A 26,034-nucleotide genomic window follows, 5' to 3' on the forward strand; every position below is an offset into this window, starting at 1 on the left:
GGACGAGGCCCAGGCCGGCCAAGGCGCTGCGTGGGCCCCGCGGAGGCGGGTGCGCGCAAACGGAATCCGGGCCCGGCGCAGGGCCGGCATGATCGGCCGGACAAGCGCCTACGCCGTTCGCGAGCGCCCCGGCAACAGCAGCGCGCACAGCGCACCCACGACGCAGATGACCGCCGTGGCCAGGAAGATTTCGCGGTACTCCGTCCGGAGCGCCCCCTGCAACGCCTCCTTGTAGGCATCCAGGAGCCGACGCTGCTCATCCGGCGACTTGCCGAACACCAGCGGAAAGTTCAGGTGCGCCGTGAGCTCGTGGAAGCGGTGCAGCCCCCAGGCGGTGAGCCCCGCGACGCCGATCAGCATGCCCATCATCCGCGCCACGACCACCGCCGACGACGCCACCCCGTGCTGCGCCGAGGGCGTCGCGCGCAGCACCGCGGCCGACAGCGGGCCGATCACGAGCCCGAGCCCGAAGCCGGCGATCACGAGGTCGGTGTCGAGGCGGGGCAGCAGCCCGAGGTAGCGCACCTCGAGGATGTTCGCCGGCCAGCCGGCCACGAGCACGTACCCGGCCGCGGCGACCACCAGCCCCGCCACGGCGACGACCCGCTCGCCCAGGCGCGACACCAGCCATCCGCCCAGTACGGCGCCGACCGGCAGGGCGATCAGGAACCGGGTCAGCACCAGCGTCCCCTGCACCCCGCCCCGCCCGAGCAGCGTCTGCGCGACCAGCTCCACGTCGACCAGCGTCACCATCAGCGCCGCCCCCGCGCAGAAGCTGGCCCCCAGCGCCGCGAAGAACGGCCGCCGCAGCGCCCCGCGCAGGTCGACCAGCCGCGTGCGGGCCCGCGCCTCCCACGCCACGAACAGCGCCGCCCCGACCCCGGCGCCGCCCAGCGCCCACGCGCCCCAGGGCGGCAGCACCGCGCGCTCGGGATCCGGGTTGTAGAGGCCCACCACCGCGGCACCGAGCGTCAGGGCCAGCAGCAGCCCACCCACAACATCGGTTTTCCGCTTCGGTACCCCCTGAGCCCGCCCCGGCAGCGCCACCCACACGAGCGCGATCGCGACCGCCGCGAGCGGGAGGTTGAGCCAGAAGATCCCTCGCCACGACCCGAAGAGGGCGGCGACCCCGACCCCGTACAGCGGGCCGAGCACACTCCCGAGCTCCTGCGCCGCCCCGACCGCCCCGAGCACGCCGGCCCGGCGCCGCTCGGCCCAGAGATCTCCGGCCAGCGCGAGGGTGACCGGCAGCAGGGCGCCGCCGGCCAGCCCCTGCACGGTGCGCCCGGCGGTGAGCAGCCAGATGGAGTCCCCGGAGGCCGCGGTGAGCACCGACCCGGCCGCGAACCCGGCCAGGCACCCGACGATCACCGCCCGCCGCCCGAGCCGGTCCGAGAGCGACCCGAGCAGGGGCATCCCGGCGATGTACCCGAGCAGGAACCCGGTCACGACGGGCGTCACGCGTTCGAGCCGGTTGGTCGCGATGTGCAGCGCGTCGAGGATGTTGGTCAGCACCCCCACGACCACGTACGCGTCCAGCGCCGCGAGCAGCACGGTCGCCCCGCCGACCCCGATCGCCAGCCCCCGCCGAACCCGAGCCCCGCCACCGGCCGCCACACCAACTCCGCCACCGGCCGCGCCCGCTGCACCGCCGCCCGGAGCCGCACCCACTGCACCGCCGCCCGGAGCCGCGCCCACTGCACCGCCGCCCGGAGCCGCGCTCGCTCCGCGGCCGCCTGGAGCCGCGCCCACGTCGCCGCCGTCCGCGCTCACTCCGCCGCCAGTCCCATCCGCGCCGCCGCCGGCTGCCGCACCCGCTCCTTCACCGGCCGCGCTCGCTCCTTCACCGGCCGCGCTCGCTCCACCGCCGGCCGCGCTCGCTCGGCCGCCGCCGCTGTCGAGCGCGTCAGCCGCGTCGACCGCCCGCTCCTCGCCGGCCGCGGTCACGCCTCGCTCACCGCCGGTCCAAGACGGAAGCGAGACCGTCCATCACCGGCAGGCCAGGGCGCACGCCCCTGACCAGCGCGCAGTCCGGCTCCTGCCGGCGATACGGAAAAGTCGGATATGTCGGCGCGCGAAGCGCCCGGCATATCCCCGCCGCACGAGTCGACGGTGAGCCGCGGCGCAGTGCGGTCGGCGAACGGCATCGGGCGCGGCCTACTTCGGGGGCGTGATCGTCACGGCGGCGTCGAACTCGGTGAAGGTCACCGTCACCGTGCCGCCCTTCGCGTCACCGACGGCCGGGAGATCGAAGGCGGCCTTCAGCAGGCGCTTGTTGTCCTTGGCGATCCACACCCGGCCCGGCACCGAGCCGGTCACGCCGGGCACGATCTTGGAGAGGTTGTCGGCGGGGAACTTGGCGCTCACGCGGTACGTCGCCTGGCCGTCCACGTTCTCCGACGCCTCGGTCTTGCCGTCGGTCGCGGTGCTCAGCACCTTGGCGATGCCGCGCTCGGGGTCGAGGATCGCCGACGGGTCGTAGACGGACGCGGCCAGGGCGAGCGGGATCTGCTGGTAGTCGCCGGTCGGGCCCTTGAGGTACATCGTCTGGCCCACGATCGTGAAGTTCAGGTCGGTCGCCGCGCCCATCTGCTCGATCTGCGCGGTGCCCTGGGCGTTGCCCTCCTTGGTCAGCACGCCCTCGGCGCGCTTGAGGGCGATGCCCGCGATCGTGCCGTCGGCGGCGATGAGGAACTTGGCGCTCTTGATCGCGCCCATCGCGGTCGAGGAGTCCTTGAGCAGCCCGTCGGCCGCCGGCAGGTTCGGGTCGGCCGAGGGGGCCGAGCTCTTCTTGTCGTCGGAGGAGCAGCCGGAGAGCGCGACGAGCGTGGCCGTCAGCGCGGCGATGCCGGCAACGAGCAGACCGGGGCGGGACTGGGTGCGGGACATACCCGGCATGCTAGACCCGCCCCGGTAACAACTCGGTCAGCGCCGCTGAGCGCCCTCTCAGGCAGCCCGCGAGCCAGGTCACGAACCGGCGACGCCGACGAAGACCCGGCGCCGACGGCGCGCGATCACGAGCGGCCGGCGAGCAGCTCGGCCACCGCGCGTCCGGCCGCGGCCGTCGCGCCGAAGGTCGCGATGTGCACGTCGCCCAGCGGAGAGGCCGGGACGCCCATCTCGACGACGACGGCGTCAGGGCGTGCCGACAGCGCGCCCTTCAGGGATTGCGTCATCCACGCGTAGCGGTGCGGGTCCCGCGCGACCAGCACGAGCGGCCGGTCGCCGGACGCCTCGAGCGCGTCGGGCAGGCCCTCCGACGACGACAGGCGCACGCCCGTCGTGGCCGGCACCAGCTCCGCCAGCGGCGCGAGCAGGCCCCAGGGCGTCTCGGGGGCGATGGCGAGGTTGAGCTGGGGCTGGAACTCGATGACGTACGGCGCGGCGGCGAGCGGGAACGTCGCCTCCGGGGCCGAGATGCGCAGCGCGCGCCGGGCCGCGGACAGGCCCACGGCGGCCGCGCGCGGGTCCGGGGCGACCTTCGGGGCCGCGAGCGACCAGGCGGCCAGGCGGGCGACCCGCGCGGCCGCGTCGGCGAGGCGCTCCTGCGGGAGCCGGCCGGAGCGGACCGCGGCGATGATCGCGTCGCGCAGCATGGTCGCGGTCTCCTCGTCCGCGTGCTCCCCGCCGACGCAGATGGCGTCGGCGCCGGCCGCGAGCGCGAGCACGGCGGCGTTGGCCAGGCCGAACCGGTCGGAGATGGCGCGCATCTCGATGCCGTCGGTGACGATGAGGCCGTCGAAGCCCAGCTCGCCGCGGAGCAGGTCCGTCATGATCCTGCGGCTGAGGGTCGCCGGGAGATCGGGGTCCAGCGACGGTACCCGCAGGTGCGCGCTCATCACCGCCTGCACGCCCGCGGCGATGGCGGCCCGGAACGGGATCAGCTCGACGGCCTCGAGGTCGGCGCGGCCGGCCTTGATCAGCGGTACGTCCAGATGAGAGTCGACGCTGGTGTTCCCGTGGCCCGGGAAGTGCTTGGCACAGGCCGCGACGCCGGCCTCCTGCAGCCCGGTGATCCAGGCCGCGGTGTGCCGGGCCACGCGCTCGGGCTCGGCGCCGAACGCGCGCGAGCCGATGACCGGGTTGTTCGGGTCGTTGTTGACGTCGGCGTCGGGCGCGTAGTCGAACGTGATGCCGGCCGCGGCGAGGTCGCGCCCGAGATGGCAGGCCACCTCGCGGGTCAGGGCCGGGTCGTCGATCGCGCCGAGCGCGAGGTTGCCGGGCCAGGGGCTGCCGGTGTACGCATCGATCCGAGTGACATCGCCGGCCTCCTCGTCGATGGCGACGATGACGTCCGGCTTCTCGGCGCGCAGGGCCGCGGTCAGCTCGGCGACCTGGTCGCGGTCGACCACGTTGCGGGCGAACAGCGCGACGCCGCCCAACCCTTCGGCGAGGCGGCGACGAAGCCACGGCGGCGGCTCTTTGCCGACGAACCCGGGCTGGAGCACGGCGTCGGCCATGCTCCGGAGTTCGACCCCCGTGCGTGCGTCCATGCGTGACCACCCTTTCGCTTGGCGAAAATGGTCACATCACGGCTCGGTAATAGTCAAGAAACCTTCCAGTAGTTAACAGGCTCTTCCCAGTCCCGCATCACCCGTGCGGGCGGATGGTCCACACCACCGTCATGGTCGTCGTGACGGCGCCGTCAGCTCGGGTGATCTCGATGGACACCGGGAACTCGGGGCGCCCGCCGGCCTGCAACTCATCGATGACCTCCGACACCGGGCGGCCCAGTGTGGCCGTGGCGGCGACGGGGCCGCGGGCCAGCTTCACGTACGCGATGTCCGAGCGCACCGCCAGCGGCGTGCCCAGGTGCAGGTGCGGGCCGAACGCGGCCATCACCACGGCGCCCGAGGTCGTCTCCCCGAGCGCGAACAGGGCACCGGCGTGCGGGCCGGCCACGTGGTTGTGCAGGCGCTCCTCGTCCGGGAGCGTCGCGACCGCCCGAACGACGTCACCCCCGACCTCCAGATCGGTGATCTCGATGCCGAGGGTGCGCGCGAACGGGACGGCCGCGACGAGGTTCTCGCCGAGCGTCTTCGAGTCCAGGGTCATGCCGCGATGTTACCGGCGGGTAGCAACAGGGGGATCAGGAGAACAGCCGACCGATGGCCCGCACGATCTCGACGTAGAAGTTGCCCTCGATCTGCCGGAAGATCTGGAACGGCTCGTCCGGCGAGCCGAAGAACGGCCGCAGCGTCCAGGCCAGCTGCGTGCCGACGAAGCCGAACAGCAGGATCCACACGTTGAGCAGGGTCATGCTGGCCGGCCGCTCCCCCGGCGCCAGCTGCTCGGCCGGGCGCGGTTGCGGAAGATGATGGATCTGCCGCACGCCCGGCGCCAGCGGCAGGAGCTCGGGCGGGGACACGATTGTGGCAACGAGACCGTTCGGCTGGGGCTGGGGCTGTAGCTGTGACTGTGGCTGGGGCTGGGGCTGCGCGGGGACCGCCGAGACCGGGGAGACCGCCTCGGGCACCGCCTCCTCCCGCTCCGGCTGGACCGGGGCGGAGAGCGCGGCCAGGGCGGCCTCTTCGCGCTGCTGCTCCCGGCGCCGCGCCTCGGCCAGGGCCGCGGTGTGCTCGTTGAGCGACCGCATGCCGCTGGTCAGGAACCGCAGGCCGACGAAGGCGGTCATGGTGAGGATGCCGACGTTCAGGACCTTGTAGAAGTCGTAGCTGAACGCGGTGATGAGAAAGAACAGGCTGATCGGCGCGAACGCGAGCGAGAGCACCGACGTCACGGTGATCGTGACCATGACGAGCGACAATGCCTGCTTCACCTGGAGCCGGGCCCCGAAGACCAGGTTGAACAGGTACAGCGTGGGCAGGCAGATCGCGAGCGTCATGAGGAACAGCAGCGGCAGCTTCACCGCCGAGATCGCCGCCATCGCGACGCTGTGGGACGCTCCGAGCACAGCTCCGTAGCAGGCCAGGGCTACTACGGAGCTGTACAGCATCTGCCGGGTCAGCTTGCCGAGCTCGCGCTCCTCACCGATCTGCCGCCAGATGCCCTCGCGGTCGCGCAGGATGCGCTCGATGATGAGCAGGCCGGAACTGGATTCGCCATAGGCTGCCATCGGCGCAGGCTATGTGATGCCAGTCACTCAGCGCCACCCCACGTCGATGCGCTGTCCCCTTTCGTCGAAAAAGTGCAGAGCTTCCATGCGCACAGCGACGGTCAATGGATGACCGTGCGTGACATTCGGGTAGGGCGCCAGGCGCACGGCGAGCTCGGCCGGGCGCCGGTGGTGCCGGCCCGGGTCGCTCAGCACGCTCTCGCGGTTCTGCGGCCGGCGCTGGGTGCCGCCGCGGCCGTTGACGCCGGCCCCGACGAGCTCGTCCTCGCCGCCGCGCCCGGTGATCTTGCTGACGAACCGGCGCAGCCCGCCGCCGTTGATCGGGATGTCGGTCGGCGGCTTGCCGATCTCGTCGACGATCACGGCGGTCGCGCCGATGTCGAGGAACGCCAGCGACTCGTGGCCGTGGTGCTCGAGATAGCGGATGCGGCCCCGCAGCACGTCACCCGTGGTCGAGTCCGGCACCGGGGTCAACGCCTCCGCCCGCACCCCGATGACGATGCGCTCGCCGTGGAAGTGCGCGACCTGCCGCGAGCGCAGGTCGTTCCACGGCAGGTGCAGCACCTGGTCGCCCATGTGCAGGGCGATGTGGCGGTCGAGGTGCACGTAGACCTCGGCCTCGAGCAGGTTCATGCGCGGGCTGCCGAGGAAGGCGGCGACGTAGAGGGTCGCCGGGCGGCCGTACACCTGCGTCGGCGTGCCCACGTCCTGCAGGACGCCCTTGCGCAGGATCGCCACCCGGTCGGCCATGGTCAGCGCCTCGGCCTGGTCGTGCGTGACGTAGATCGTCGTGACGCCGAGCTCCCGCACCAGGCCCGAGATCTCGGCCCGCAGCTCGGCGCGCAGGCCGCTGTCCAGGTTCGACAGCGGCTCGTCCATGAGGAACAGCTTCGGCCGCCGCACGATGGCCCGCCCCATCGCGACCCGCTGCCGCTGACCACCGGAGAGCTGGCCGGGCTTGCGCGCGAGCACGTCGCCGATGCCCAGCGCGCTGGCCACCTCCGCGACCTGTTCCGCCCGCGGCTCGGGCTCGATGCCCGACAACCGCAGCGGGAAGCCGATGTTCTCGCCGACCGTCATGTGCGGGTAGAGGGCGAAGTCCTGGAAGACCATCGCGACCCCCCGCTCCCGCGGCGGCAGGTCGTTGGCCAGTTCCCCGTCCATGATGATCGCGCCGGAGGTGGGGTCCTCCAGCCCGGCCACCATGCGCAGCAGCGTCGACTTCCCGCAGCCACTGGGACCGAGGAGCACCATGAACTCGCCCTGTCCCACATCCAGGTTCACTCGGTCGACGGCAACCGTGCCGTCGGCGAAGACCTTCATCACATCTTTGAGTGCGACGGTAGCCACCGTCACCTCCACCCCAGGTCAGCAATTCGCGGTTCGGCCAGTTACCCCGAGTCAAATACTGTGATGAGGGGCACGCAAGTTGGTCCATCGGGTAAATGACCAGTGTTCGCCGCGTTACCGCGCGACTACTGTCGCGAAATTTTCCTGGTGGCCGCCGGGATCAGCCCGCGGGGAAGTTCACCGTCACCGATGAGTACCCCAGGGCGCCCAGGAACTGCTGCAACATCTTGCGCGTGTTGTCCTCGGCGCGTTTCTGCAGGCCGGCGTCCTTGGCGGCGTCGCCGATCTTCTGCTCGGCGAGCTTGTAGACCTCCTGCAGACGGTTCGGGTCCGAACTGAAGGCGTCGCCGATGCGGTTGAAGACCCCGCGTTCCTCCTGGTAGACGTAGCTGTGATCGTTGTCGATCCGGACCGGCCGCAGCTGCGGGGCCGGCAGGTTGATCTCGGCCGTGCGACGGTCCTCGGACTCCTTCACCGCCCCCTGGCCGATGCTGGAGAAATCGACGTAGACCTCGACCGAGCCGGCCGCCACGAACAGAATGCGCTCGTTGAGCAGAAAGTCCGGGATGTACTTGCGATCCTTCTGCACGTCGACGATGACCTGAAAGTTCCCCTCGGCCGCGACGAACTGGTTGAGGTCCTGCACGGACTTCAGCAGCGCGGGGCCGGAGCGGTCGGTCTGCTCCTGGGCGAACGGGTTCTTCAGGCCGGGGAACAGCCCGATGGTCTTCGCGCCGAGCACGAGCGCGACGACGAGGCCGATCGCGGCCACGAGCCAGAACAGCCCGCGCATCGCGCCGCCGCCCTGCTTGATGATCACCGGCTGGGGCGGATCGGACGGCCTGCGGTCGTCGCGCGGGTCGAGCCGGTCGCCGATCTCCAGACGGTTCCCGGGGCCTGACGCAACCTCGGGATACTCGGAGGTCTTCGACTCTTCGTTGTCGGCCATGCTGACGGCTCCCGGGTGCGGAGGATCTACCTACCGCTAACGGTAAGGGGATCGGTAAAGCGCCGCGAATCGATCTCAGGCGAACGCGGCGAGCCCGGTGAGGCGCTGCCCGATGACCAGCTGATGGATCTCCGAGGTTCCCTCGTACGTGAGCACCGTCTCCAGGTTCGCGGCGTGGCGCATGATCGGGTACTCCGCGCTGATCCCATTGGCGCCGAGGATCGTGCGGCACTGGCGGGCGATGCCCAGCGCCTCCCGCACGTTGTTCAGCTTGCCCACGCTGACCTGCTCGGGCCGCAGCCGCCCGGCGTCGGCGAGCCGGCCGAGGTGCAGGGCGAGCAGGTACCCCTTCTGCAGCTCCACCGCCGCATCCGCGAACTTGGCCTGGGTCAGCTGGAACCCGGCGATCGGCCGGCCGAACTGCTCCCGGGCGCCGGCGTAGTCCAGCGCGGTGTGCAGGCTGTCCCGCGCGGCCCCGAGCGCGCCCCACACGATGCCGTAGCGCGCCTCGGTCAGGCAGGACAGCGGCGCCTTCAACCCGCGCGCCAGGGGCAGCTGGGCCGAGGCGGGCAGCCGGACCTCGTCGAGAAAGATCTGCCCGGTGCAGGAGGCCCGCAGCGAGAGCTTGTGGTGCACGACCCGCGCGCTGAATCCCGGGGTGTCCGTCGGTACCGCGAAGCCACACACCCCGTCGTCGGTGCGCGCCCACACGACGGCCACGTCCGCGACGGGGGCGTTGGTGATCCACATCTTGCCGCCGCTGAGCACCCAGTCGTCGCCGTCGCGCCGGGCCCGGGTGGTCATCGAGGCCGGGTCGGAGCCGTGGTCGGGCTCGGTCAGCCCGAAGCACCCGATCGCGTCGCCGGCCGCCATCCGGGGCAGCCACTCGGACTTCTGCTCCTCGGACCCGTACTTCCAGATCGCGAACATCGCCAGCGACCCCTGCACCGACACGAGGCTGCGCACGCCCGAGTCGCCGGCCTCGAGCTCCAGGCACGCGAGCCCATAGGCCACGGCACCGGCCCCGGCGCACCCGTAGCCCTCCAGGTGCATGCCGAGCAGCCCCACCCCGGCCAGCTCCTTGGCCAGCTCGCGGACGGGCACCTCGCCGCGCTCGTACCACTCGGCGACGTTGGGCCGGACGTGGTCGTCCACGACCCGGCGCACGAGCGCCCGGATCGCCAGCTCTTCCTCGGAGTGCAGTCCGTCGATGTCGAGCAGGTCGAGGGGGCGCGCCGGCGTCGTCGTCACGCCCCCAGAATATGCACTACGCCTGCAGAACCCGTGCGTGGATCGAGGTCCTCTGCTGCAGGGCGGCCCGCAGCGCCCGGTGCAGGCCGTCCTCCAGGTAGAGCGCGCCCTCCCACTGCACCACGTGCGGGAACAGGTCGCCGTAGAACGTCGAGTCCTCGGCGAGCAGGTGGTCGAGCGCCAGCTCCCGCTTGGTGGTGATGAGCTGGTCGAGCCGCACCGGGCGCGGCGGGATCTCGGACCACTGCTTCAGTGTCAGCCCATGCTCCGGATACGGCCGACCCTCACGGACCGCCTTGAAGATCATGAACGCGTCACCCCCCTGACCGTGCCAGGGTACCGACTGGGTGCGACAGAAACCGCGTCACGAGCCTGCCCGGTTACCCCAATTCCCGTGGTGCGTCACACTCGGTGACTCCCGCCGGCCCCGCTTGAGCGACGCCGAGCGGGTGTCGGGCGCGCGGTACCCGATCGTCATGGCCCCGATCGGCGTATACGCCTCCGGGACGCCGAACTCGGCCCGGAACTGCGGGATCCGCTCCGGCGTGATGCCGAAGAAGCACGAGCCCAGCCCCTCGTCCACCGCGCCGAGCAGCACCAGCAGGCTCGCCATCCCGGTGTCGATGTGCCAGTACGGCACCGGCCACCGGGCCTCGTCACGGTCCGTCCAGCCCTTGTCCGGCTGGGCGTAGCGGTCGAGGTAGGCATCCCGGTGGCTCAGCGGCACGACGATGACGGGCGCCTTGGTCATGCCCTCCATCCAGCCCGTCGGCGGGTGCTCCTCGGGCGTGGTGGCGGTCCAGAACCGCTCGACGTCCGCGCGGGTGTCGAGCAGCAGGAACTCCCAGCCCTGGGAGAAGCCCGCCGACGGGGCGTGCACCGCATACCCCAGCAGCCGCTCGACGATCTCCGCCGGCACCGGACGGTCGGGGTCGTAGTTGCGCACCATCCGCCGCCGGCGGATCACCTCGGAGAGCTCCATGCCTGAAGCCTAGATCGCGCGGATCCCCCAGCTCCCGCGCCAGGTCGAACCCGGCTCCAGCACGACGACGTCGCGGCCGGAGCGGAACGCGTCGGGCGGGCAGGTCATGGGCTCGATCGCCAGCGCTTTGCGCAGCCGGTCGGCGGGCAGCGTGTCGGAGGAGTAGACCTGCCACCACGAGAAGGCGGCGTCGGCCCAGACGGTCACGCCCCGGCCGTCGGGCGCGGTGACGTCGACCTGCGAGCCGCCGTCGGCCGCCGCGTCCACGTCGCCGAAGGCCGTGTCGAGCACCGTGGCGCCGAGCCGGCGGCCGTCCACGAAGTCGTACTCGGTGCCCGCCACCCGGGCCGCGCCGATGGGCAGCAGCCGCGCGTCGACGAGCAGGCGGCTGCGGGCCGGCACGCGGAGGGTCAGCTCGTCCACGGGCACGCCCGGGACGAGGACGTACGGGTGCGTGGCGAGCCCGAACGGGGCCGCCCGGTCGCCGGTGTTGGTGACCTCGTGCTCGGCGCGCAGCCCGCCCTCGCCGACCGACCAGGTGGTCCGCAGCCGCAGGGGCCATCCGTAGCCGGGCTGGGGCACCAGGTCGTGCTCGACGGTGATGCGGTCCTCGGCCACGTCCACGGCGGCCCAGCGGACCCAGTTCACCAGGCCGTGGATGGCGTTGTGCCGCTCCGGCTCGGTCAGCGGCAGCTGCTGCTGCTCACCCTCGAAGGCGAACTGCCCGTCACGGATCCGGTTCGGCCACGGGGCCAGCACCTGCCCGGCACAGCCGACGGCGTGCTCGTGCTCCTCGTAGCCGGAGACGACCTCGCGCCCGTTCGAGGTGAAGGTGCGTACGCCACCGCCCACCTCGACGATGACGGCCTCGTGACCGCCGGAGCGAATCGTCCACTGTGTACCCGAGGGGGCGTGCTGCAGCTGCGCGGCGGCGGCGGTTTCCATGAGCGTGACAATATCGTCACGAAGACGTGTCGGTGTAGCGGAGGAGCACCGGGAAGGCCGCTCCGAGCAGCACAGCCACCACGGCGGCGGCGATTCCGCCGGCGACCCACGAGAATGTCGCGCCCGTCACGTCGGCCACCGAGCCGGCCCGGAGGTCACCCAGACGTGGACCTCCGGCGACCACGGCGAAGAAGACACCCTGCAGCCGGCCCCGCATCGCGTCGGGCGCGCTGAGGAGCACGGTCTGGCGGTACACCCCGCTGATCATGTCCGCCGCACCGGCCAGCGCCATGAAAGCTACACACGCCCACAGCCACGGGACCGCGCCGGCGGCCGCGACCGCGAGCCCCCAGCCGACCACGGCGCCGACGAGCGCGATGCCGCGGCGGTGCACCCGGTTGATCCACCCCGAGGTGAGCCCGGCCAGCACGGCGCCGATGGCGATGGAGGAGTACAGCCAGCCCAGCGAGGATTCGCCGAAGCGCCCGTCGGCCACGACCGGGAACAGCGCCTTGGGCATGGCCAGCACCATCGCCGCGATGTCGATGGCGAAGGTGAGCAGGATCAGCCGGTGCCCCGCGAGGAAGCGCAGCCCGACGCCGATGTCGCGCAGACCGGCCGACTTCTTCTCGCCGGTCGGCGGCAGGGCGGGCAGGCGCAGGGCGGCCCACAGCACGACGGTGAACAGCACGGCGTCGACGGCGTAGGCGGCGGAGAAGTCGAACGCGGCGATGACGACCCCGGCCCCGACCGGGCCGCCGATCGCGGCCACGTTGGACACGGTGAAGCCCAGCGTGTTGGCCGAGGCCACCTCCTCCGGGCCGACCAGCGACGGGATGATCGCCTGGCGCACCGGGCTGTTGATGCCGAACGCGGCCGACTGCGCGGCGATGAGCCCGAGCATCAGCCACGCGTTGTCCAGGTGCAGCACGGCCTGGGCGAGCAGCCCGAGCGTCGTGAGCCACATCAGCACGGAGCTGACCAGCAGCACCTTGCGGCGGTCGTACGCGTCCGCGATGGCGCCGCCCCAGATCGAGAACACGATGAGCGGGACGAGGCCGACGAAGCTGGCCACGCCGACCCAGAGCGCGGACTTCGTGATGGCGTAGACCTGCACCGGCACCGCGACCGCGGTGAACTGCACGCCGAAGAAGCTGACCGCGTTGCCGACGAAGATGCGGCGGTACGGCCCGTGGCGCAGCGGCCGGACGTCGATCGCGTGCCGCCGCAGCCAGCCCCGCGACTCCCCCTGCTGCTGCTCGTCCTCGACCGCGGTCACGGCGCGAGCCGCTCGACCTTGCTGGCACCGTCGGCGATGACGAACCGCAGCCGGTCGTGCAGCCGGCTGCCCCGGCCCTGCCAGAACTCGACCTCGTCCGGCGCGACCCGGAACCCGCCCCAGTGCGGCGGAGCCTCGATCGGCCCGTCGCCGAAGCGTTCCTCGGCCGCCGCCAGCCAGCGCTCGAGGTCCGCCCGGGCGCCGATGACCGTCGACTGCGGGCTCGCCCAGGCGCCGAGCTGGGCGCCGCGCGGGCGCACCGCGAAGTACTCCTCGGTCTCCTCGCGCGGCACCTTCGCCACCGTTCCGCTCACGATGACCTGGCGGTGGAGGTGGTACCACGGAAAGACGAGCGTGGCCCTCGGGTTCCCGGTGAGATCGTGCCCCTTGTGCGATTCGTAGTTCGTGAAGAACGTGAATCCGCGCCGGTCGTACCCCTTGAGCAACACGGTGCGCGCGGACGGGCGGCCCTCGGCGGAGGCGGTGGCCAGGAGCATCGCGTTGGGCTCCGGAAGGCCGGCCTCGACGGCGTCGGCGAACCAGGTGGCGAACTGGTCGAACCACGTCTCGGCGAGCGTTTCCTCATCCAGCTCGCCGGAGTACTCGGTGCGCATGCGCGACAAATCTTGCGGTGATGTGCTGGGTCTCACGCTCACATCCTTCCTCCGGCGATCGAATTTGCGTGAAGATGTGTCATGTAGGACACATCTGAGCCACCGTTCAGTCGGCAGCGGCCGCCTTCCGGGGCGAAGATGGCTGGGAGTTGACACCCCGATTTCACGCAGGAGTGAGTCATGTCCGATTTCAAGCCGGGACTCGAGGGCGTGATCGCCTTCGAATCCGAAATCGCGGAGCCCGACAAGGAAGGCGGCGCCCTGCGCTATCGCGGGGTCGACATCGAGGATCTCATCGGCCAGGTGTCCTTCGGCAACGTTTGGGCATTGCTCGTCGACGGGAAGTTCGGCCCGGGCCTGCCCCCCGCCGAGCCGTTCCCGGTGCCCGTGCACTCCGGCGACATCCGGGTCGACGTGCAGTCCGCGGTCGCCATGCTGGCGCCGTACTGGGGCCTCGGCCAGCTGCTCGACATCGAGACCCCGCAGGCCCGCGAGGACCTCGCCCGGGTCAGCGTCACCGCGCTGTCGTTCGTCGCGCAGGCCGCCCGCGGCCTCGGGCTGCCGGCCGTGCCGCAGAAGGAGATCGACAAGGCCGAGACCGTCGTCGAGCGGTTCATGCGCCGCTGGCGCGGCGAGCCCGACCCGCGGCACGTCAAGGCCGTCGACGCCTACTTCATCTCGGCCGCCGAGCACGGCATGAACGCCTCCACGTTCACCGCCCGCGTGGTCGCCTCCACCGGCGCCGACGCGGCCGCGTGCATCTCCTCCGGGATCGGCGCCCTGTCCGGCCCGCTGCACGGCGGCGCGCCGTCGCGGGTGCTCGGCATGATCGAGGCGGTCGAGCGCTCCGGGGACGCCGAGGGCTACGTCAAAAGCGTCCTCGACCGGGGCGAGCGCCTGATGGGCTTCGGCCACCGGGTGTACCGGGCCGAGGACCCCCGCGCCCGCGTGCTGCGCCGCACCGCCAAGGAGCTCAGCGCGCCGCGCTTCGAGGTCGCCGAGGCCCTGGAGAAGGCCGCGCTCGAGGAGCTGCACAGCCGCCGGCCGGACCGGGTGCTCGCCACGAACGTCGAGTTCTGGTCGGCCGTCGTGCTCGACTTCGCCGAGGTGCCCGCGCACATGTTCACCTCGATGTTCACCTGCGCCCGCGTGGCCGGGTGGAGCGCGCACATCCTCGAGCAGAAGGACCTGGGCCGGCTGGTGCGCCCGTCGGCGAAGTACGTCGGCCCGGCGCCGCGCAAGCCGCAGGACGTCGAGGGCTGGGACCGCATCCCGCACGGCGTGTAGCGGTGTGACGCTCGTTATTTTTCTCGGGGGTGCGGCGGAAAAGTGGCAGGATCCGCCAGGTACCCGCTGCCGCCGCATCCCGGGAGTCTTTCCATGGCCGAAATCCGCATTCCCGACGAGATCAAGCCCAAGGACGGGCGCTTCGGCGCCGGCCCGAGCAAGGTGCGGCCCGAGGCCGTGCGGGCGCTCGCCGGCGTCGCCTCGACGTGGATGGGGACGAGCCACCGCCAGAAGCCGGTCCGCGACCAGGTCGCCCGGCTGCGGCGCGGCCTCGCGGAGCTGTTCAGCCTGCCCGAGGGCTACGAGGTGGTGCTCGGCAACGGCGGCAGCACCGCGTTCTGGGATGTCGCGACCTTCGGCCTGATCCGCGACCGGGCCCAGTTCGCCAGCTTCGGCGAGTTCGGCGCCAAGTTCGCCTCGGCCGCCAAGAAGGCCCCGTTCCTCGGCGAGCCCACCGTGATCAAGGCGGACCCGGGCACCGGCGCGTTCCTGCGCGCGGAGGAGGGCGTGGACGCGTACTGCTCGCCCCACAACGAGACCTCGACCGGCGTCGCGGTGCCGGTCCAGCGGCTGCGCGGTACCGATGCGGGCGCTTTGCACCTGACCGACGCGACCTCGGGCGCCGGCGGGCTCGACGTGGACGTCAGCCAGACCGACGTGTACTACTTCGCGCCGCAGAAGGGCTTCGGCTCCGACGGCGGCCTGTGGATCGCGCTCATGTCACCGGCCGCCATCGCGCGGGCCGCGGAGATCAAGGAGTCCGGCCGCTACATCCCCGACTTCCTCGACCTGCAGACGGCCATCGACAACTCGCGCCTCGAGCAGACGTACAACACCCCGGCCCTGGCCACCATCTTCATCGCCGCCGAGCAGGTCGACTGGATGCTGGCCGGCGGCGGGCTCTCCTTCGCGGCCAAGCGCAGCGAGGAGTCGGCGTCGCTGCTGTACGGCTGGGCCGAGCGCTCCGACGTGGCGACCCCGTTCGTCGCCGACCCGGCGGTGCGCTCCAACGTGGTCGGGACCATCGACTTCGCCGACTCGATCGACGCGGCGGCCATCTCGAAGGCGCTGCGGGCGAACGGGATCGTGGACACCGAGCCGTACCGCAAGCTGGGCCGCAACCAGCTGCGCATCGCGATGTTCCCGGGCGTCGACCCGGCGGACGTCGAGGCGCTGACCGTGTGCATCGACTACGTGATCGAACGGCTCTGATCTGCTGGCTTTGGGGTTTCTCTCGGCGCGGCGGACGTCTTTCCAGCTAGGGTTGCCGTACTGTGACCAGCAGGCGCCGGCCGATGGCGCCTGAAGCGGGTGGGACGGAGGCACGCTATGCGGCCTGTGCGATTCGTCGCCCTCTCGGAGGACGGCCAGGCGTTCGTCCTGGCCGACGAGGTAGGGCGGCTGCTGGCGCTGCCCATCGATGAGCGTGTCCAGGGTGCCCTGCGCTCGGATCACGGACACCATCCGGCCAGCGTCCCCGAGACCGGCTCGTCCCAGCTCGCGCCCCGCGACATCCAGGCCCGCATCCGCTCCGGCGAGTCGGCCGAGGAGGTCGCGCGGGTCGCCGGCGTGCCCGTGGACCGGGTCCTGCGCTACGCGGGCCCGGTGCTGCAGGAGCGCGCCATGCTCGCCCAGCACGCCCGGCGCACGCGGCTGAAGACGTCGGAGCGCGGCTCGTCCCTGGCCGAGGTCGTCGACACGCGGCTCGGGCAGCACGGGATCGACACCGAGAAGATCTCCTGGGACGCCTACCGCCGCGAGGACGGCACGTGGCGGATCACCGCGACGTGGCCGAGCGGCAAGGCGACGGCCCAGGCCGTGTGGGAGCTCGACAAGGCCCGGCAGCTGGTCGCGCCGCACGACGACATGGCGCAGTACCTGTGCACCGAGCGCGGCCCCGGCGTCCTCGGCCAGGAGCCGCCGGCGCCCGAGCGCGCGCTGCCCAGCCGCGGCGAGACCAGCCGCGGCGACCTCGGGCTGCGCCCCGACGCCGTGCGCAGCGGCGGCCACGAGCCGATCCGGCCTAGCCGCGCCCGAGCGCCGCCCCGGCGGCCGCGGGCTGGGCAACGACCCGATCCGCGCCGGGCGCGACGCCCTGCTGGCCTCGCTGGACCGCCCGCTCGGCTCCCAGCCGGGCGAGGAGGCGGCGCCGGTCGTGACGCCGCCGGCCAAGCACGACAACCGGGCCCGCGGGGCGGCCGCGCTCATCGGCCGCTCGCCGTTCGACGAGGACACCGACCAGAGCAAGGAGGTGCCGGCGGTTCCCTCGCTGGCCGTCCTGCGCCCGCGGCGGAACACGACCTCGGCGGCCGGCCCGGTGGAGCAGCCCTCGGCGACGACGGAGAAGCCCCGCAAGCGTCTTCCGAGCTGGGACGACGTTCTCTTCGGCGGCGCCCCGGCGGCCCGCGAGACTTCCTGAGCCGCGCGGCCGGCCGCGATAGGTTGGTGTGCATGGAGTACACCAACCTGGGCCGGACCGGCCTGTCCGTCAGCCGCCTCTGCCTGGGCACCATGAACTTCGGCCCGAAGACCACCGAGCCGGACAGCTTCGCGATCATGGACCGCGCGCTGGAGCACGGCATCAACTTCTTCGACACCGCCAACGTGTACGGCTGGAAGACCGGCGAGGGCATCACCGAGACGATCATCGGCAACTGGTTCGCCCAGGGCGGCGGCCGGCGCGAGAAGGTCGTGCTGGCCACCAAGGTCTACGGCAAGATGCAGGAGTGGCCGAACGGCCAGGGCCTCTCCGCGCGCCACATCATCGCCGAGGCCAACGCCTCCCTGCGGCGCCTGCGGACCGACTACATCGACCTGTACCAGATGCACCACATCTCCCGCAGCACGCCCTGGGAAGAGATCTGGCAGGCCATGGAGGTGCTCGTCGCGCAGGGCAAGGTGTTGTACGTCGGGTCGTCCAACTTCGCCGGCTGGCACATCGCGGCCGCGCAGGAGTCCGCGAAGTCCCGCCACTTCCTGGGCCTCGTCGCCGAGCAGTGCATCTACAACCTCATGGCCCGCACGGTCGAGCTCGAGGTGCTGCCGGCCGCCCGCCAGTACGGCCTCGGCGTCATCCCGTGGTCCCCGCTGCACGGCGGCCTGCTCAGCGGCGCCCTGGCCAAGCTGGCCGCGGGCTCGGCGGGCCGCAGCGGCGAGGGCCGCGCGGCCGAGGACCTGGAGAGGCACCGCCCGGCGATCGAGCAGTTCGAGAAGCTGGCCGCGGAGCTGGGCGCCGACCCGGCCAACCTGGCCCTGGCGTGGCTGCTGGCCCAGGACGGCGTGACGGCCCCGATCATCGGCCCGCGCACCCAGGAGCAGCTGGACAGCACGCTCGGGACGCTGGAGCTGAAGCTGGAGCAGTCGACGCTCGACCGCTTGGACGAACTCTTCCCGCCGGTCGGCAAGGGCGGCCCCGGCCCCGAGGCCTGGGCCTGGTAGATCGCTGCCTCTGGTTTTGCCGCGGCCGTCCGCCTATCGCAGCTCTTATCGCAGGCGGACGGCCGCTTCGCTCTATCGCAGGTGGATGCCCGCTTCTCCTCATTGCAGGTGGATGCCGCTTCTCCCCATTGCAGGTGGGCGGCCGCTTCTCCCTATCGCAGGTGGGCGGCCGCTTCTCCCTATCGCAGGTGGACGGCCGCTTCTCCTCATTGCAGGTGGACGGCCGCGAGGACGTCATATTCGGGGTGTGGCCCGAGGCGGCTGCGCATCAGTCGTACCTCGTCCAGCCGCCACGCGGGCCCCCGGTACGCGGCGAGCACCTCGAGATCCACCGCGAGCTCCTCGGCCCCGACGAGGTTCCCGGGCCGAGCGATTGTCACGTGCGGCTGCCAGTCCCGCCGGTCGAACGGCAGCCGGTGCCGCCGCAGCGCCTTGCGCACCGCGGCCCCGAGCCGCCGCAGCCCCACCCCGTCGTCCTCGGTCTCGATCTCGGCGACGAGATGCTTGAACTGCCTGCGCCCGAGCGTCCGGCCGCCCGCGATCCGCACGACGGGCGCCGGGACAGAGGCGAGCTCTTCCAACGCCTCGGTGGCGGCGACCTCGTCCTCGACGTCCCCGATGAACGCGACGGTGAGATGCCAACGGTCGGGCGTGGCGAGCCGGACGGACCGCTCCCGGGGCCGGGCCACCACGAGCCCGTCGACCACGCGCTTGAAATGCTCCCGCACCTCAGCCGGCGGATAGACCGCCATGAAGACCCTCAACGCACTCCGCTTCCTCTCGCGGCGAGACGCCACCACGCGAACCGCGCATGAAGTGGCCCCCGCCCCTCGAACGCTCCCCGCTTCCACTCGGGATGCCCAGTCTCAGCTCTCACCCCGACGGCGAGACGCCACCACGCGAGCCGCGCATGTGAAGTGACCCCCGCACCTCGAACGCTCCCCTGCTTCCACTCGAACGGCCGGTTCAGCGCGACTGCGCACTCGCATTGCGCAACACGAGCCCTGCCCGCTGCAACTCCCCCTCGACCCGAAGCCGCTCGACCTCGAGATCGATGCCGGCGAGCTCGCCGAGGTGCTCCTCGACGCCGAGTTGGGCGCAGGCGACGTGCAGTCCTTCGTCGTACGCCTCCTGCACCGCCACGAACCACACCCTCGACCGCATGGCCACGCTCTCGCGGAGCCGATTGAGCCGACGCAGGTCGCCGGCCACCTGCTCGATCGGCGGCCCGGCGGCCCACTCGCCCCGGTCGCGCGCGGCCTCACCGGCACCGCGGCCGATCCGGTTGAGCCGCCACCAGCCGACCTGGGACCGGGCCAGCCGCTCCGACTGTTCCGTCCCCTCCGCCCGTCCTGCCCGCTCCGCCCGCGACTCCTTCCAGCGCCGGCGTGACTGTGCCTCGTACCGTCGGCGGGCCCGCTCGTCGAGGCGCCGCCGGAGGCGCTCGGGCAGGAGGCGGCGGGTCAGCTCCCAGCCGCGGGCGAGCACTTCGTCGGCCGACATGAGGAGCGCGCAGATGAGACACGGAGCAACGGCGATCAGCCCGATGACTACGGCCACGAGCAGGCCGTGCAGCACGCCCACGAGATGAGACTAAGCTCACAGGAGAACGATCGCCACCGATTACAGGACTTCGGCCGGGTCAACCTTCGGCCGATAAATGCCGGGTTGTGCGGGTTTGCGGAAGATGCACCGCGGCGCTATGAGCGCGTGTGGCACGAGCGATCGGGGTAGCCGCGCGGCGGTTGTGCGACGGGTGACGGAGCTAGTCCGGCCGAGGACGAGGCGCAGGGCCATCCCGAGAGCGTCGAGCGGAATCAGGGGACCGTGGCTGTTCCATACGGAGCCTGGACCGGCAGCGTTGAGGCTTCCGCGCGGCTGAGTCGATCAGACGGACGCGAGCATTCGCTGTCGGGGTCGAAGAGGATGCCGACGAAAGGCAGCCATGCGCGGGGTGCGCCCCACGCGAAGTGCGCGCGTGGGGCTGCGCGCCGTGCACGCGCGGGGTAGCGCCGCGCACGCGCGAGGGTGGGCGCCGCGCACGCGCGAGGGTGGGCGCCGCGCACGCGCGAGGGTGGGCGCCGCGCACGCGCGAGGGTGGGCGCCGCACACGCGCGAGGGTGGGCGCCGCGCACGGGTGGAAGCGGGCGCCGCGCACGGGTGGAAGCGGGCGCCACGCGCGAAGTGGGCGACGCACACGGCGGGAGGGAGTGGACGCCCGGACGGGAGGCGGCGCCACGCGAGGGTGGGAGCCGCGCGCAGGCGGAGCGAGCGGCGCGCACGGGCCGGAGGCGGGCGGCACGCACGGGCCGGAGGCGGGCGGCGCGGGCGGGCTTGAGTGCGGGCGTGAAGTGGCTGGTGAGGCCGGGTTGGCGGCGCCCCCTCGTCGTCGCCTGCCCGGCCTCACTGCCTGGGTCCCGGGGGTCCGCCGGGACGGGGGTTACTGGGTGCCGGCCCGCAGGAGAGATCGGAGTTCTGCGATGGCCTCCTCGTCACCCTTCACCTCGATCGGGGAATGCGCATCGGTCGTTGGGGTTGATTCGCGTGCCCAAAGCCATCGCAGCAGAGGGACCGGAGAGGCCGTTACCGTCGCGGCCGGCGGTGGGTCGAGCGGGGAGCCCTCCAGCGGGGTCACCGAGGCGCGGCCGTCGGTCACTCGCACCAGCCAGGAGCGGGCCGGGGCCGGGGCGGGACCGGTGGCGGCGGCCGGTGTGGCGGGTGACGCCGGGTCGCCGGAGGTCGCGGGCGGGGAGGCGAGCATGCGCACCTCCACCGCGTGGCCCTTGGCCTGTTCGATGACCTTCTCGAACTCCTCCGGCCAGGCGTCCGAGGCGTAACCGACGAAGATCTCCAGGACCTCGGCCACGCCGTCGGCGGCCAGGTCGTCGGCGACGGGGGCCGGGTCGATGACCTTGTGGGCGAATTCGGCGTCCAGGCGGTGAATGACCGTTTCGAGGGCCATGCGGCGGATCCAGAACTTCACCGTCTGGTCGGGCGTGTAGAAGGTCGGGGTGGCGTCGGCGTCGTGGCGGCGGGAGAACTCGTGGGTCAGGGCGCCGTAGGCCCGGTCGAGCAGGGCGATCGGGGGTTCGCTCAGGATGTCTTCCGGCGGCCAGGGCGTCGGCCAGTCGCCGGTTCGCATGAGCTCGGCCTTGTGCAGGTATACCTGGCCGACGTGGCGCACGAGGTCCCCCACCGTCCAGGGCAGGCAGGTGGGGACCTTGGCGGTCAGCCCGGCTCCGGCCACCTCGCGCAGGCGCATGTAGTCGGCGGACAGACACTGCAGCAGTCGCGATCGCTCCATGACCGTGACTCAACCACATGGGTACGACAAAAACCGTCGCAGCCGCATCGTGCCGGTGCCAACGCCGTGACCAAGTGCGCGTTCGGGCCCGCGGGCCCGCAACCGGACTTCCCGGCGCGAGCGAACGACTCGCCGGCAAAAGGTGCCACCGCCGTGACCAAGTGCGCGTTCAGGCCCGCAACCCGACTTCCCGGCGCGAGCGAACGACTCGCCGGCAAAAGGTGCCACCGCCGTGACCAAGTGCGCGTTCAGGCCCGCAACCCGACTTCCCGGCGCGAGCGAACGACTCGCCGGTAAAAGGTGCCACCGCCGTGACCAAGTGCGCGTTCAGGCTCACAACCGGACGCCCCGGCCAGAGCGAACGGCCCGCCGGTGAAACGGACCCAAGGGCCGAACTAGCGCACGGCGGGACGAACCGCCGGCACGCCCGCGGCGCGCTCGTGGACGTGCACGCTCGGGCGCGGCCGCCAGGCCACGTGGATGCGGCCGTGAGCCCGCCGCAGCTGCAGCACACCCAGGATCACCGCCGCGACGAGCGAGATCAGGCCGCCCGTCCAGAGCCCGGACCGCGGACCGTACCGCTCCGCGCACCAGCCGATGATCAGCGAGCCGATCGGGGTGGTGCCGAGGAAGACGAGCACGTACAGCGCCATCACCCGGCCCCGGAAGGCGGCGTCGACGCCGAGTTGGACTCGCTGGTTCGCGGCCTGGGCGAAGTAGATCATGAAGAAGCCGGTCGGCAGGAGCAGGGCCACCGCGATCACGAAGTTCGGGGCCACGCCGACCAGCGACTCGAAGCCGGCGAAGAGGATGGCCGCGGCGAGCACGCGGTAGACCGACGGGCGGCTCCGGCGCCGGGAGCTGGCCAGCGCGCCGGCCAGGGCGCCGATGGCCATCGCGGTCGTGAGCAGCCCGAAGTACTTCGCGTCGACGTGGAACTCGACCCGCGCGAGCACGGCGAGGGTCAGCTGGAAGTTGAACCCGAAGAGGCTCACGAGGAACACGAGCAGGATGGCGAGGCTCAGGTCGGGACGCTGCCGGACGTACCGCAGCCCGTCGATCGTCCGCGCCTCGCTCGCGGCCAGCGCGTCGCGCTCGACGCGGAACAGCTCCGCGGTGCTCATCCGGGCCAGCGAGATCAGCGGGGCCGTGCACAGCACCGCGGTGAGCAGGAAGATCGGGCCGGTCTTGTCGTGCAGGGCCGCGATGATCACCCCGGCGGCGGCCGGCCCGACGATGCGGGCGGTGTTGAACGTCGCCGACGACAGTGACAGCGCGTTGGGCAGCAGCTCCTTGCCGACCAGCTCGGAGACGAAGGACTGACGCACCGGGGTCTCGATCGCGCTGATCGACCCGAACAGCGCGGCGGTGACGAACACCCACCACAGGTTCACGATCCCGGTCACGACGAGCACGCCGAGCAGGGTGGCGACGATCGCGGCACCGGCGTTGGCGAACAGCAGCAGGCGCCGCTTGTCGAAGCGGTCGGCGAGCTGGCCGCCGTAGAGGGTGAGGAGGAGCACCGGCATGAACTGCAGGGCGGTGACGACGCCGAGCGCGGATGCCGAGTTGTCGGACAGCTGCAGGACGAGCCAGTCCTGCGCGGTGAACAGCATCCAGGTGCCGAGAAGCTTGATGAGCTGGCCGATGGTGAACAGTCGGTAGTTGCGGACCTGCAGTGAGCCGAACGTGGTCCCTCTCATGCGCTGCGCCCGATCCTCCCCAATATCTCGGCGGCCTTGGTGAGCACCTCGCGCTCCTCCGGGGTGAGGGCCATGAGCTGCTTGGCGAGCCACTCGTCGCGGGTGCGGCGGTGTTCGGCCACGACGGCGCGCCCCGACTCGCTGGTGGCGAGGATGACCTGCCGTCCGTCGGTCGGGTGCGGCGAGCGCTGGACGAGACCGCGTTCCTCCAGCTTCGCCACGATCTTGGTGAGGGTGGGCGGCTGTACCCGCTCGTGCTCGGCCAGCTCCCGCGGCGTCAGCGCGCCGGCGAGCTCCAGGCTCGTGAGGGCCGAAAGCTGCGTGATCGTGAGGTCGCCCATGGGGCGGGCCTGTCGCAGTCGGCGGTTGAGGCGGGTGATGCTGTCCCGGAGGGCCGCCGCGAGCTGGGCGGCGGCGAGTCTGGGCACGCGAACCATCACGATAGTTAGCTTATCTAATGAGCCTGGCTAACGACCTGTGCGTTCGATCACCGGTGGTCCTGCGCGGAGGGGTCCCGGGCGGGTACCGTGTGCGCGTGACCACGCCGCCCAAGCCGCTCGACCCGCCGATGGTGCCCTTCGCCGTCGCGGGCATCGGGCTGTGGATCGTCGCCGCGCTGATCATGCTGGTTTTCCGCGACGACCTGGCCGCGCACGGCCACGGCAACTGGCTCGGCATCGCCGTCGCCGGCGCGCTGTGGGGCATCCCGGGCCTGCTCACGATGGTCGTGCACGACCGGAACCGGCGGCGGCGCCGGGCGGCCGCGGACGCGGACGCGTCCGAATCCTTCAAGACGGACACCTCCACCGCGCCCTAGCTTGGGGCCATGAGACTGAACGTATTCGGCCTGGTCGTGGCCGACATGCCGCGCTCGCTCGCCTTCTACCGGCGGCTCGGGCTCGACGTGCCCGCGGCCGAGGACGCCAGCCCGCACGTGGAGCACGTGCTCGACGGCGGGGTCAAGCTGACCTGGGACACCGTCGAAACCATCCGTTCGTTCGACCCCGAATGGACGACACCGGCCGGCGGGAACCGCGTGTCGCTCGCGTTCGAGTGCGAGTCGCCGGCCGAGGTCGACAAGGTGTACGCCGAACTCCTCGCGGCCGGATACCCGGGGCACAAGGAGCCCTGGGACGCGTTCTGGGGAATGCGGTACGCCGTGGTGCACGATCCGGACGGCGTCGGCGTCGACCTGTACGCCCGGCTCTGAGCGCACTTCGGACGCCGGGGGCGGGCGCCCGCTCTTGCCACCGCGGAGGCCGGGATTTCTGGCGGGAGCGACGGTCAGTTACCGACGCGGACCCGAGCCATGCACCAGCTCTTGCATCGTCACTCCGGCGAGCGCCTTGACGTCGCGCGCGAGATGGGCCTGGTCGGCATAACCGCTGTTCACGGCGACCGTGGCGAACGCCACCCCGGCCCGCGCCAGGTCCAGCGCGACCCCGAGGCGCAGGATGCGGGCGAGCGTCTTGAGGCCGTACCCGTACAACCGCAGCCCCCGCCGATGCAACTGCCGCTCGCTGAGCCCGACGTCCGCCGCGATCCCGGCCACCGTCCGCCCGGCGCGCAGGCGGGCCAGCAGCCGCGGCGCCAGCGGGTCGGGCGCGCGATCCGCGGCGAGCAGCTCGGACTCGAGCACGGCACCGGGGTCGGGCGCCTCGTCGAGCCGCTCGGTCAGGCGCCGCACCCGGGCGGACGGCCAGAGTGCGTCGAGCGGAATCCGCTGGTCACGCACCTCGTGCGCGGGGACCCCGAGCACCGCCGGGCCCTGGCCGGGCGCGAACCGCACCGCCGCCGAGCGCGACCCGGCCGGGACGCCGGCCAGGTGGGCCACGGTGTCCGGTCCGGCGACGATCAACCCGCCCGGACTGTGGATGACGTCCATGCAGCCGTCGGGCAGGATGCGCTTCGAGCTGTCCTCGCGCGCGCGATGGCGCCAGACGACCGCGCCGCGTAGCCGCGACGCTCGCTCCGCGTAACCGAACTCAGCCGTGTCCATAGGGCTCGGCCGGTTCGTCGCCGTCGACCGAGCCCGGGGCCCGGCTCACCGCGACCGCCTCGACCTCGCTGTCGTCGAAGACCGTCGGCAGCTCGTCGACCGCCTGGGCCTGCTCGACGAGCACCTCGGAGTGCGCGCCGCAGCCGTGGTCGGCCGAGACCACCTGGGCGTCGTCCGGCGCGTACTCGTTGCCGCACACCCCGAACGCCAGCCGCAGCGACCCCGCGAGCTGCAGGTAGAAGCCGCACGAGCCGCACCGGGCCGCGGCCGGGGCCGCGACCGAGATCGGCGCGTTGGGGCCGCGGTCGCCGTCATACCACCGCTGGGCCGCGTCGAGGCGACCTTCGCGGGACATCACCCGGGTCCGGCCGAGGCCGAGCTCCCAGTTGACCTCCTCGACCGCCGGGTCGTCGGACTCCACGTAGCCGGGCTGCAGGCGCGGGTCGTCGGCCGGGGTCGGCAGCAGGTCGCCGACGCCCAGGTCGCCGGGCTGGAGGCGCTCCTGCCACGGCACCCACTCGGGCGCGCGGAGCGCGTCGGGGCCGGGCAGCACCGTCGACTCGCAGATCGTGACCTGCTTGCTGCGCGGGATGCGGGTGACGGTGACGGCCCAGCGCCAGCCCCGGTATCCGGGCAGGCCGCACTCGAAGAAGTGCGTGACCAGACGTTCGCCTTCAGCGACAACGCCCAGATGGGCACCGATGTGGTCGGGGTCGACGACGTCGAGCCCCTGCCGCGCGACCTCGACCGCATCCGTCAGGACCTGGTCGGGCTTGGCGGCACGGCCGCTTCCTCGCGTGGGCGCAGTCGAGGCAGTCACACCTCTATTCTTCCTCATCGCCACGCCCGGCGAGCAC

At 72.2% G+C, this 26,034-nt stretch carries 25 protein-coding genes and 1 pseudogene; 6 read left to right on the forward strand and 20 right to left on the reverse strand.

Going from position 1 to position 26,034, the window contains the following annotated elements; translation table 11 throughout:
• Nucleotides 1-108 precede the first annotated feature (108 nt).
• From ACQP1P_RS44895 to pdxH, 13 genes are all read right to left on the reverse strand, one after another.
• Nucleotides 109-1,617 carry an MFS transporter gene (locus tag ACQP1P_RS44895; protein ID WP_433081038.1) on the reverse strand — a complete coding sequence of 503 codons (1,509 nt, stop codon included), beginning with the start codon at nt 1,615-1,617 and terminating at the stop codon, nt 109-111.
• Between the two features lie 540 nt (nt 1,618-2,157).
• Entirely contained in the window at nt 2,158-2,889 is a 732-nt protein-coding gene (locus ACQP1P_RS44900; protein ID WP_433081040.1) for an LppX_LprAFG lipoprotein, read from the reverse strand.
• Nucleotides 2,890-3,014: 125 nt separating this feature from the next.
• The gene (locus ACQP1P_RS44905; RefSeq protein WP_433081042.1) at nt 3,015-4,493 is read right to left on the reverse strand and encodes a glycoside hydrolase family 3 N-terminal domain-containing protein; all 1,479 of its coding nucleotides are present in this window, start codon (nt 4,491-4,493) and stop codon (nt 3,015-3,017) included.
• A 97-nt stretch (nt 4,494-4,590) separates the two neighbouring features.
• On the reverse strand, nt 4,591-5,055 hold the full coding sequence (locus ACQP1P_RS44910) for a DUF4442 domain-containing protein (RefSeq protein ID WP_433081044.1): 465 nt from the start codon (nt 5,053-5,055) through the stop codon (nt 4,591-4,593).
• Nucleotides 5,056-5,089: 34 nt separating this feature from the next.
• Entirely contained in the window at nt 5,090-6,076 is a 987-nt protein-coding gene (locus tag ACQP1P_RS44915) for a hypothetical protein (RefSeq protein WP_433081046.1), read from the reverse strand.
• 27 nt (nt 6,077-6,103) lie between these two features.
• Nucleotides 6,104-7,426: an ABC transporter ATP-binding protein gene (locus tag ACQP1P_RS44920; protein WP_433081048.1), complete on the reverse strand. Its 1,323-nt coding sequence runs from the start codon at nt 7,424-7,426 to the stop codon at nt 6,104-6,106.
• A gap of 160 nt (nt 7,427-7,586) precedes the next feature.
• Complete coding sequence (locus ACQP1P_RS44925; RefSeq protein WP_433081050.1) at nt 7,587-8,375, reverse strand: DUF4230 domain-containing protein; 789 nt, start codon at nt 8,373-8,375, stop codon at nt 7,587-7,589.
• A 75-nt stretch (nt 8,376-8,450) separates the two neighbouring features.
• The gene (locus ACQP1P_RS44930; protein ID WP_433081052.1) at nt 8,451-9,626 is read right to left on the reverse strand and encodes an acyl-CoA dehydrogenase family protein; all 1,176 of its coding nucleotides are present in this window, start codon (nt 9,624-9,626) and stop codon (nt 8,451-8,453) included.
• Between the two features lie 16 nt (nt 9,627-9,642).
• Nucleotides 9,643-9,933 (reverse strand): type II toxin-antitoxin system VapB family antitoxin, encoded by a 291-nt coding sequence (locus tag ACQP1P_RS44935; protein ID WP_350619071.1) that lies wholly within the window; start codon nt 9,931-9,933, stop codon nt 9,643-9,645.
• A gap of 57 nt (nt 9,934-9,990) precedes the next feature.
• Entirely contained in the window at nt 9,991-10,608 is a 618-nt protein-coding gene (locus tag ACQP1P_RS44940; RefSeq protein WP_433081054.1) for a nitroreductase family protein, read from the reverse strand.
• Nucleotides 10,609-10,617: 9 nt separating this feature from the next.
• Nucleotides 10,618-11,553, reverse strand: coding sequence for an aldose 1-epimerase family protein (locus ACQP1P_RS44945; protein ID WP_433081056.1), 936 nt, complete (start codon nt 11,551-11,553; stop codon nt 10,618-10,620).
• Nucleotides 11,554-11,569: 16 nt separating this feature from the next.
• Nucleotides 11,570-12,832 (reverse strand): MFS transporter, encoded by a 1,263-nt coding sequence (locus ACQP1P_RS44950; RefSeq protein WP_433081058.1) that lies wholly within the window; start codon nt 12,830-12,832, stop codon nt 11,570-11,572.
• The gene (gene pdxH / locus ACQP1P_RS44955; RefSeq protein WP_433081060.1) at nt 12,829-13,488 is read right to left on the reverse strand and encodes a pyridoxamine 5'-phosphate oxidase; all 660 of its coding nucleotides are present in this window, start codon (nt 13,486-13,488) and stop codon (nt 12,829-12,831) included. Before pdxH ends, ACQP1P_RS44950 begins: the two co-directional genes overlap by 4 nt.
• A 138-nt stretch (nt 13,489-13,626) precedes the next feature.
• Here pdxH and ACQP1P_RS44960 point away from each other — a divergent pair, with 138 nt between their 5' ends.
• The 4 genes and pseudogenes from ACQP1P_RS44960 to ACQP1P_RS44975 all read left to right on the forward strand — a co-directional run bounded on the left by ACQP1P_RS44960 (nt 13,627) and on the right by ACQP1P_RS44975 (nt 18,171).
• Complete coding sequence (locus tag ACQP1P_RS44960) at nt 13,627-14,733, forward strand: citrate synthase 2 (RefSeq protein WP_433081062.1); 1,107 nt, start codon at nt 13,627-13,629, stop codon at nt 14,731-14,733.
• Between the two features lie 93 nt (nt 14,734-14,826).
• The gene (serC, locus tag ACQP1P_RS44965; RefSeq protein ID WP_433081064.1) at nt 14,827-15,945 is read left to right on the forward strand and encodes a phosphoserine transaminase; all 1,119 of its coding nucleotides are present in this window, start codon (nt 14,827-14,829) and stop codon (nt 15,943-15,945) included.
• 117 nt (nt 15,946-16,062) lie between these two features.
• A pseudogene (gene sepH, locus ACQP1P_RS44970) lies at nt 16,063-17,152 on the forward strand (septation protein SepH).
• A gap of 32 nt (nt 17,153-17,184) precedes the next feature.
• Nucleotides 17,185-18,171, forward strand: a complete 987-nt coding sequence (locus tag ACQP1P_RS44975; RefSeq protein WP_433081066.1) for an aldo/keto reductase — start codon at nt 17,185-17,187, stop codon at nt 18,169-18,171.
• Between the two features lie 206 nt (nt 18,172-18,377).
• Here the strand turns inward: ACQP1P_RS44975 and thpR are convergent, their stop codons facing one another.
• The 5 genes from thpR to ACQP1P_RS45000 form a co-directional block, all read right to left on the reverse strand.
• The gene (gene thpR, locus ACQP1P_RS44980) at nt 18,378-18,923 is read right to left on the reverse strand and encodes an RNA 2',3'-cyclic phosphodiesterase (protein WP_433081068.1); all 546 of its coding nucleotides are present in this window, start codon (nt 18,921-18,923) and stop codon (nt 18,378-18,380) included.
• 214 nt (nt 18,924-19,137) lie between these two features.
• Complete coding sequence (locus tag ACQP1P_RS44985; RefSeq protein ID WP_433081070.1) at nt 19,138-19,755, reverse strand: hypothetical protein; 618 nt, start codon at nt 19,753-19,755, stop codon at nt 19,138-19,140.
• An 856-nt stretch (nt 19,756-20,611) separates the two neighbouring features.
• Complete coding sequence (locus ACQP1P_RS44990) at nt 20,612-21,475, reverse strand: maleylpyruvate isomerase N-terminal domain-containing protein (protein ID WP_433081072.1); 864 nt, start codon at nt 21,473-21,475, stop codon at nt 20,612-20,614.
• A 395-nt stretch (nt 21,476-21,870) separates the two neighbouring features.
• On the reverse strand, nt 21,871-23,178 hold the full coding sequence (locus ACQP1P_RS44995; RefSeq protein ID WP_433081074.1) for an MFS transporter: 1,308 nt from the start codon (nt 23,176-23,178) through the stop codon (nt 21,871-21,873).
• A complete protein-coding gene (locus ACQP1P_RS45000; RefSeq protein ID WP_433081076.1) occupies nt 23,175-23,606 on the reverse strand; it encodes a MarR family winged helix-turn-helix transcriptional regulator in 432 nt (143 codons plus the stop codon). Before ACQP1P_RS45000 ends, ACQP1P_RS44995 begins: the two co-directional genes overlap by 4 nt.
• A 140-nt stretch (nt 23,607-23,746) precedes the next feature.
• Here ACQP1P_RS45000 and ACQP1P_RS45005 point away from each other — a divergent pair, with 140 nt between their 5' ends.
• Both ACQP1P_RS45005 and ACQP1P_RS45010 read left to right on the forward strand, forming a co-directional pair.
• On the forward strand, nt 23,747-23,995 hold the full coding sequence (locus tag ACQP1P_RS45005; protein WP_433090393.1) for a DUF2530 domain-containing protein: 249 nt from the start codon (nt 23,747-23,749) through the stop codon (nt 23,993-23,995).
• A gap of 9 nt (nt 23,996-24,004) precedes the next feature.
• Nucleotides 24,005-24,388 (forward strand): VOC family protein, encoded by a 384-nt coding sequence (locus tag ACQP1P_RS45010; RefSeq protein ID WP_433081078.1) that lies wholly within the window; start codon nt 24,005-24,007, stop codon nt 24,386-24,388.
• A 78-nt stretch (nt 24,389-24,466) separates the two neighbouring features.
• Here ACQP1P_RS45010 and ACQP1P_RS45015 read toward each other — a convergent pair whose 3' ends face one another.
• Both ACQP1P_RS45015 and ACQP1P_RS45020 read right to left on the reverse strand, forming a co-directional pair.
• Nucleotides 24,467-25,177 (reverse strand): helix-turn-helix domain-containing protein, encoded by a 711-nt coding sequence (locus tag ACQP1P_RS45015; protein ID WP_433081080.1) that lies wholly within the window; start codon nt 25,175-25,177, stop codon nt 24,467-24,469.
• Complete coding sequence (locus ACQP1P_RS45020) at nt 25,164-26,015, reverse strand: DUF3027 domain-containing protein (protein WP_433081082.1); 852 nt, start codon at nt 26,013-26,015, stop codon at nt 25,164-25,166. Before ACQP1P_RS45020 ends, ACQP1P_RS45015 begins: the two co-directional genes overlap by 14 nt.
• Nucleotides 26,016-26,034 lie beyond the last annotated feature (19 nt).

It is taken from the genome of Dactylosporangium sp. CA-052675, from assembly GCF_050947935.1.
Lineage (GTDB): Bacteria > Actinomycetota > Actinomycetes > Mycobacteriales > Micromonosporaceae > Dactylosporangium.

Bases quoted from the DNA above. Each gene is read 5' to 3' on its own strand.
- ACQP1P_RS44905 (WP_433081042.1), bottom strand. From the start codon at position 4,493: ATGGACGCACGCACGGGGGTCGAACTCCGGAGCATGGCCGACGCCGTG.
- ACQP1P_RS45005 (WP_433090393.1), top strand. From the start codon at position 23,747: ATGGTGCCCTTCGCCGTCGCGGGCATCGGGCTGTGGATCGTCGCCGCG.
- ACQP1P_RS45015 (WP_433081080.1), bottom strand. From the start codon at position 25,177: ATGGACACGGCTGAGTTCGGTTACGCGGAGCGAGCGTCGCGGCTACGC.
- ACQP1P_RS44940 (WP_433081054.1), bottom strand. From the start codon at position 10,608: ATGGAGCTCTCCGAGGTGATCCGCCGGCGGCGGATGGTGCGCAACTAC.
- ACQP1P_RS44925 (WP_433081050.1), bottom strand. From the start codon at position 8,375: ATGGCCGACAACGAAGAGTCGAAGACCTCCGAGTATCCCGAGGTTGCG.
- ACQP1P_RS44910 (WP_433081044.1), bottom strand. From the start codon at position 5,055: ATGACCCTGGACTCGAAGACGCTCGGCGAGAACCTCGTCGCGGCCGTC.
- ACQP1P_RS44990 (WP_433081072.1), bottom strand. From the start codon at position 21,475: ATGGAGCGATCGCGACTGCTGCAGTGTCTGTCCGCCGACTACATGCGC.
- ACQP1P_RS44960 (WP_433081062.1), top strand. From the start codon at position 13,627: ATGTCCGATTTCAAGCCGGGACTCGAGGGCGTGATCGCCTTCGAATCC.
- ACQP1P_RS44945 (WP_433081056.1), bottom strand. From the start codon at position 11,553: ATGGAAACCGCCGCCGCCGCGCAGCTGCAGCACGCCCCCTCGGGTACA.
- thpR (WP_433081068.1), bottom strand. From the start codon at position 18,923: ATGGCGGTCTATCCGCCGGCTGAGGTGCGGGAGCATTTCAAGCGCGTG.
- ACQP1P_RS44995 (WP_433081074.1), bottom strand. From the start codon at position 23,178: ATGAGAGGGACCACGTTCGGCTCACTGCAGGTCCGCAACTACCGACTG.
- ACQP1P_RS45010 (WP_433081078.1), top strand. From the start codon at position 24,005: ATGAGACTGAACGTATTCGGCCTGGTCGTGGCCGACATGCCGCGCTCG.
- ACQP1P_RS44975 (WP_433081066.1), top strand. From the start codon at position 17,185: ATGGAGTACACCAACCTGGGCCGGACCGGCCTGTCCGTCAGCCGCCTC.
- serC (WP_433081064.1), top strand. From the start codon at position 14,827: ATGGCCGAAATCCGCATTCCCGACGAGATCAAGCCCAAGGACGGGCGC.
- ACQP1P_RS45020 (WP_433081082.1), bottom strand. From the start codon at position 26,015: ATGAGGAAGAATAGAGGTGTGACTGCCTCGACTGCGCCCACGCGAGGA.
- ACQP1P_RS44915 (WP_433081046.1), bottom strand. From the start codon at position 6,076: ATGGCAGCCTATGGCGAATCCAGTTCCGGCCTGCTCATCATCGAGCGC.
- ACQP1P_RS44900 (WP_433081040.1), bottom strand. From the start codon at position 2,889: ATGTCCCGCACCCAGTCCCGCCCCGGTCTGCTCGTTGCCGGCATCGCC.
- ACQP1P_RS44935 (WP_350619071.1), bottom strand. From the start codon at position 9,933: ATGATCTTCAAGGCGGTCCGTGAGGGTCGGCCGTATCCGGAGCATGGG.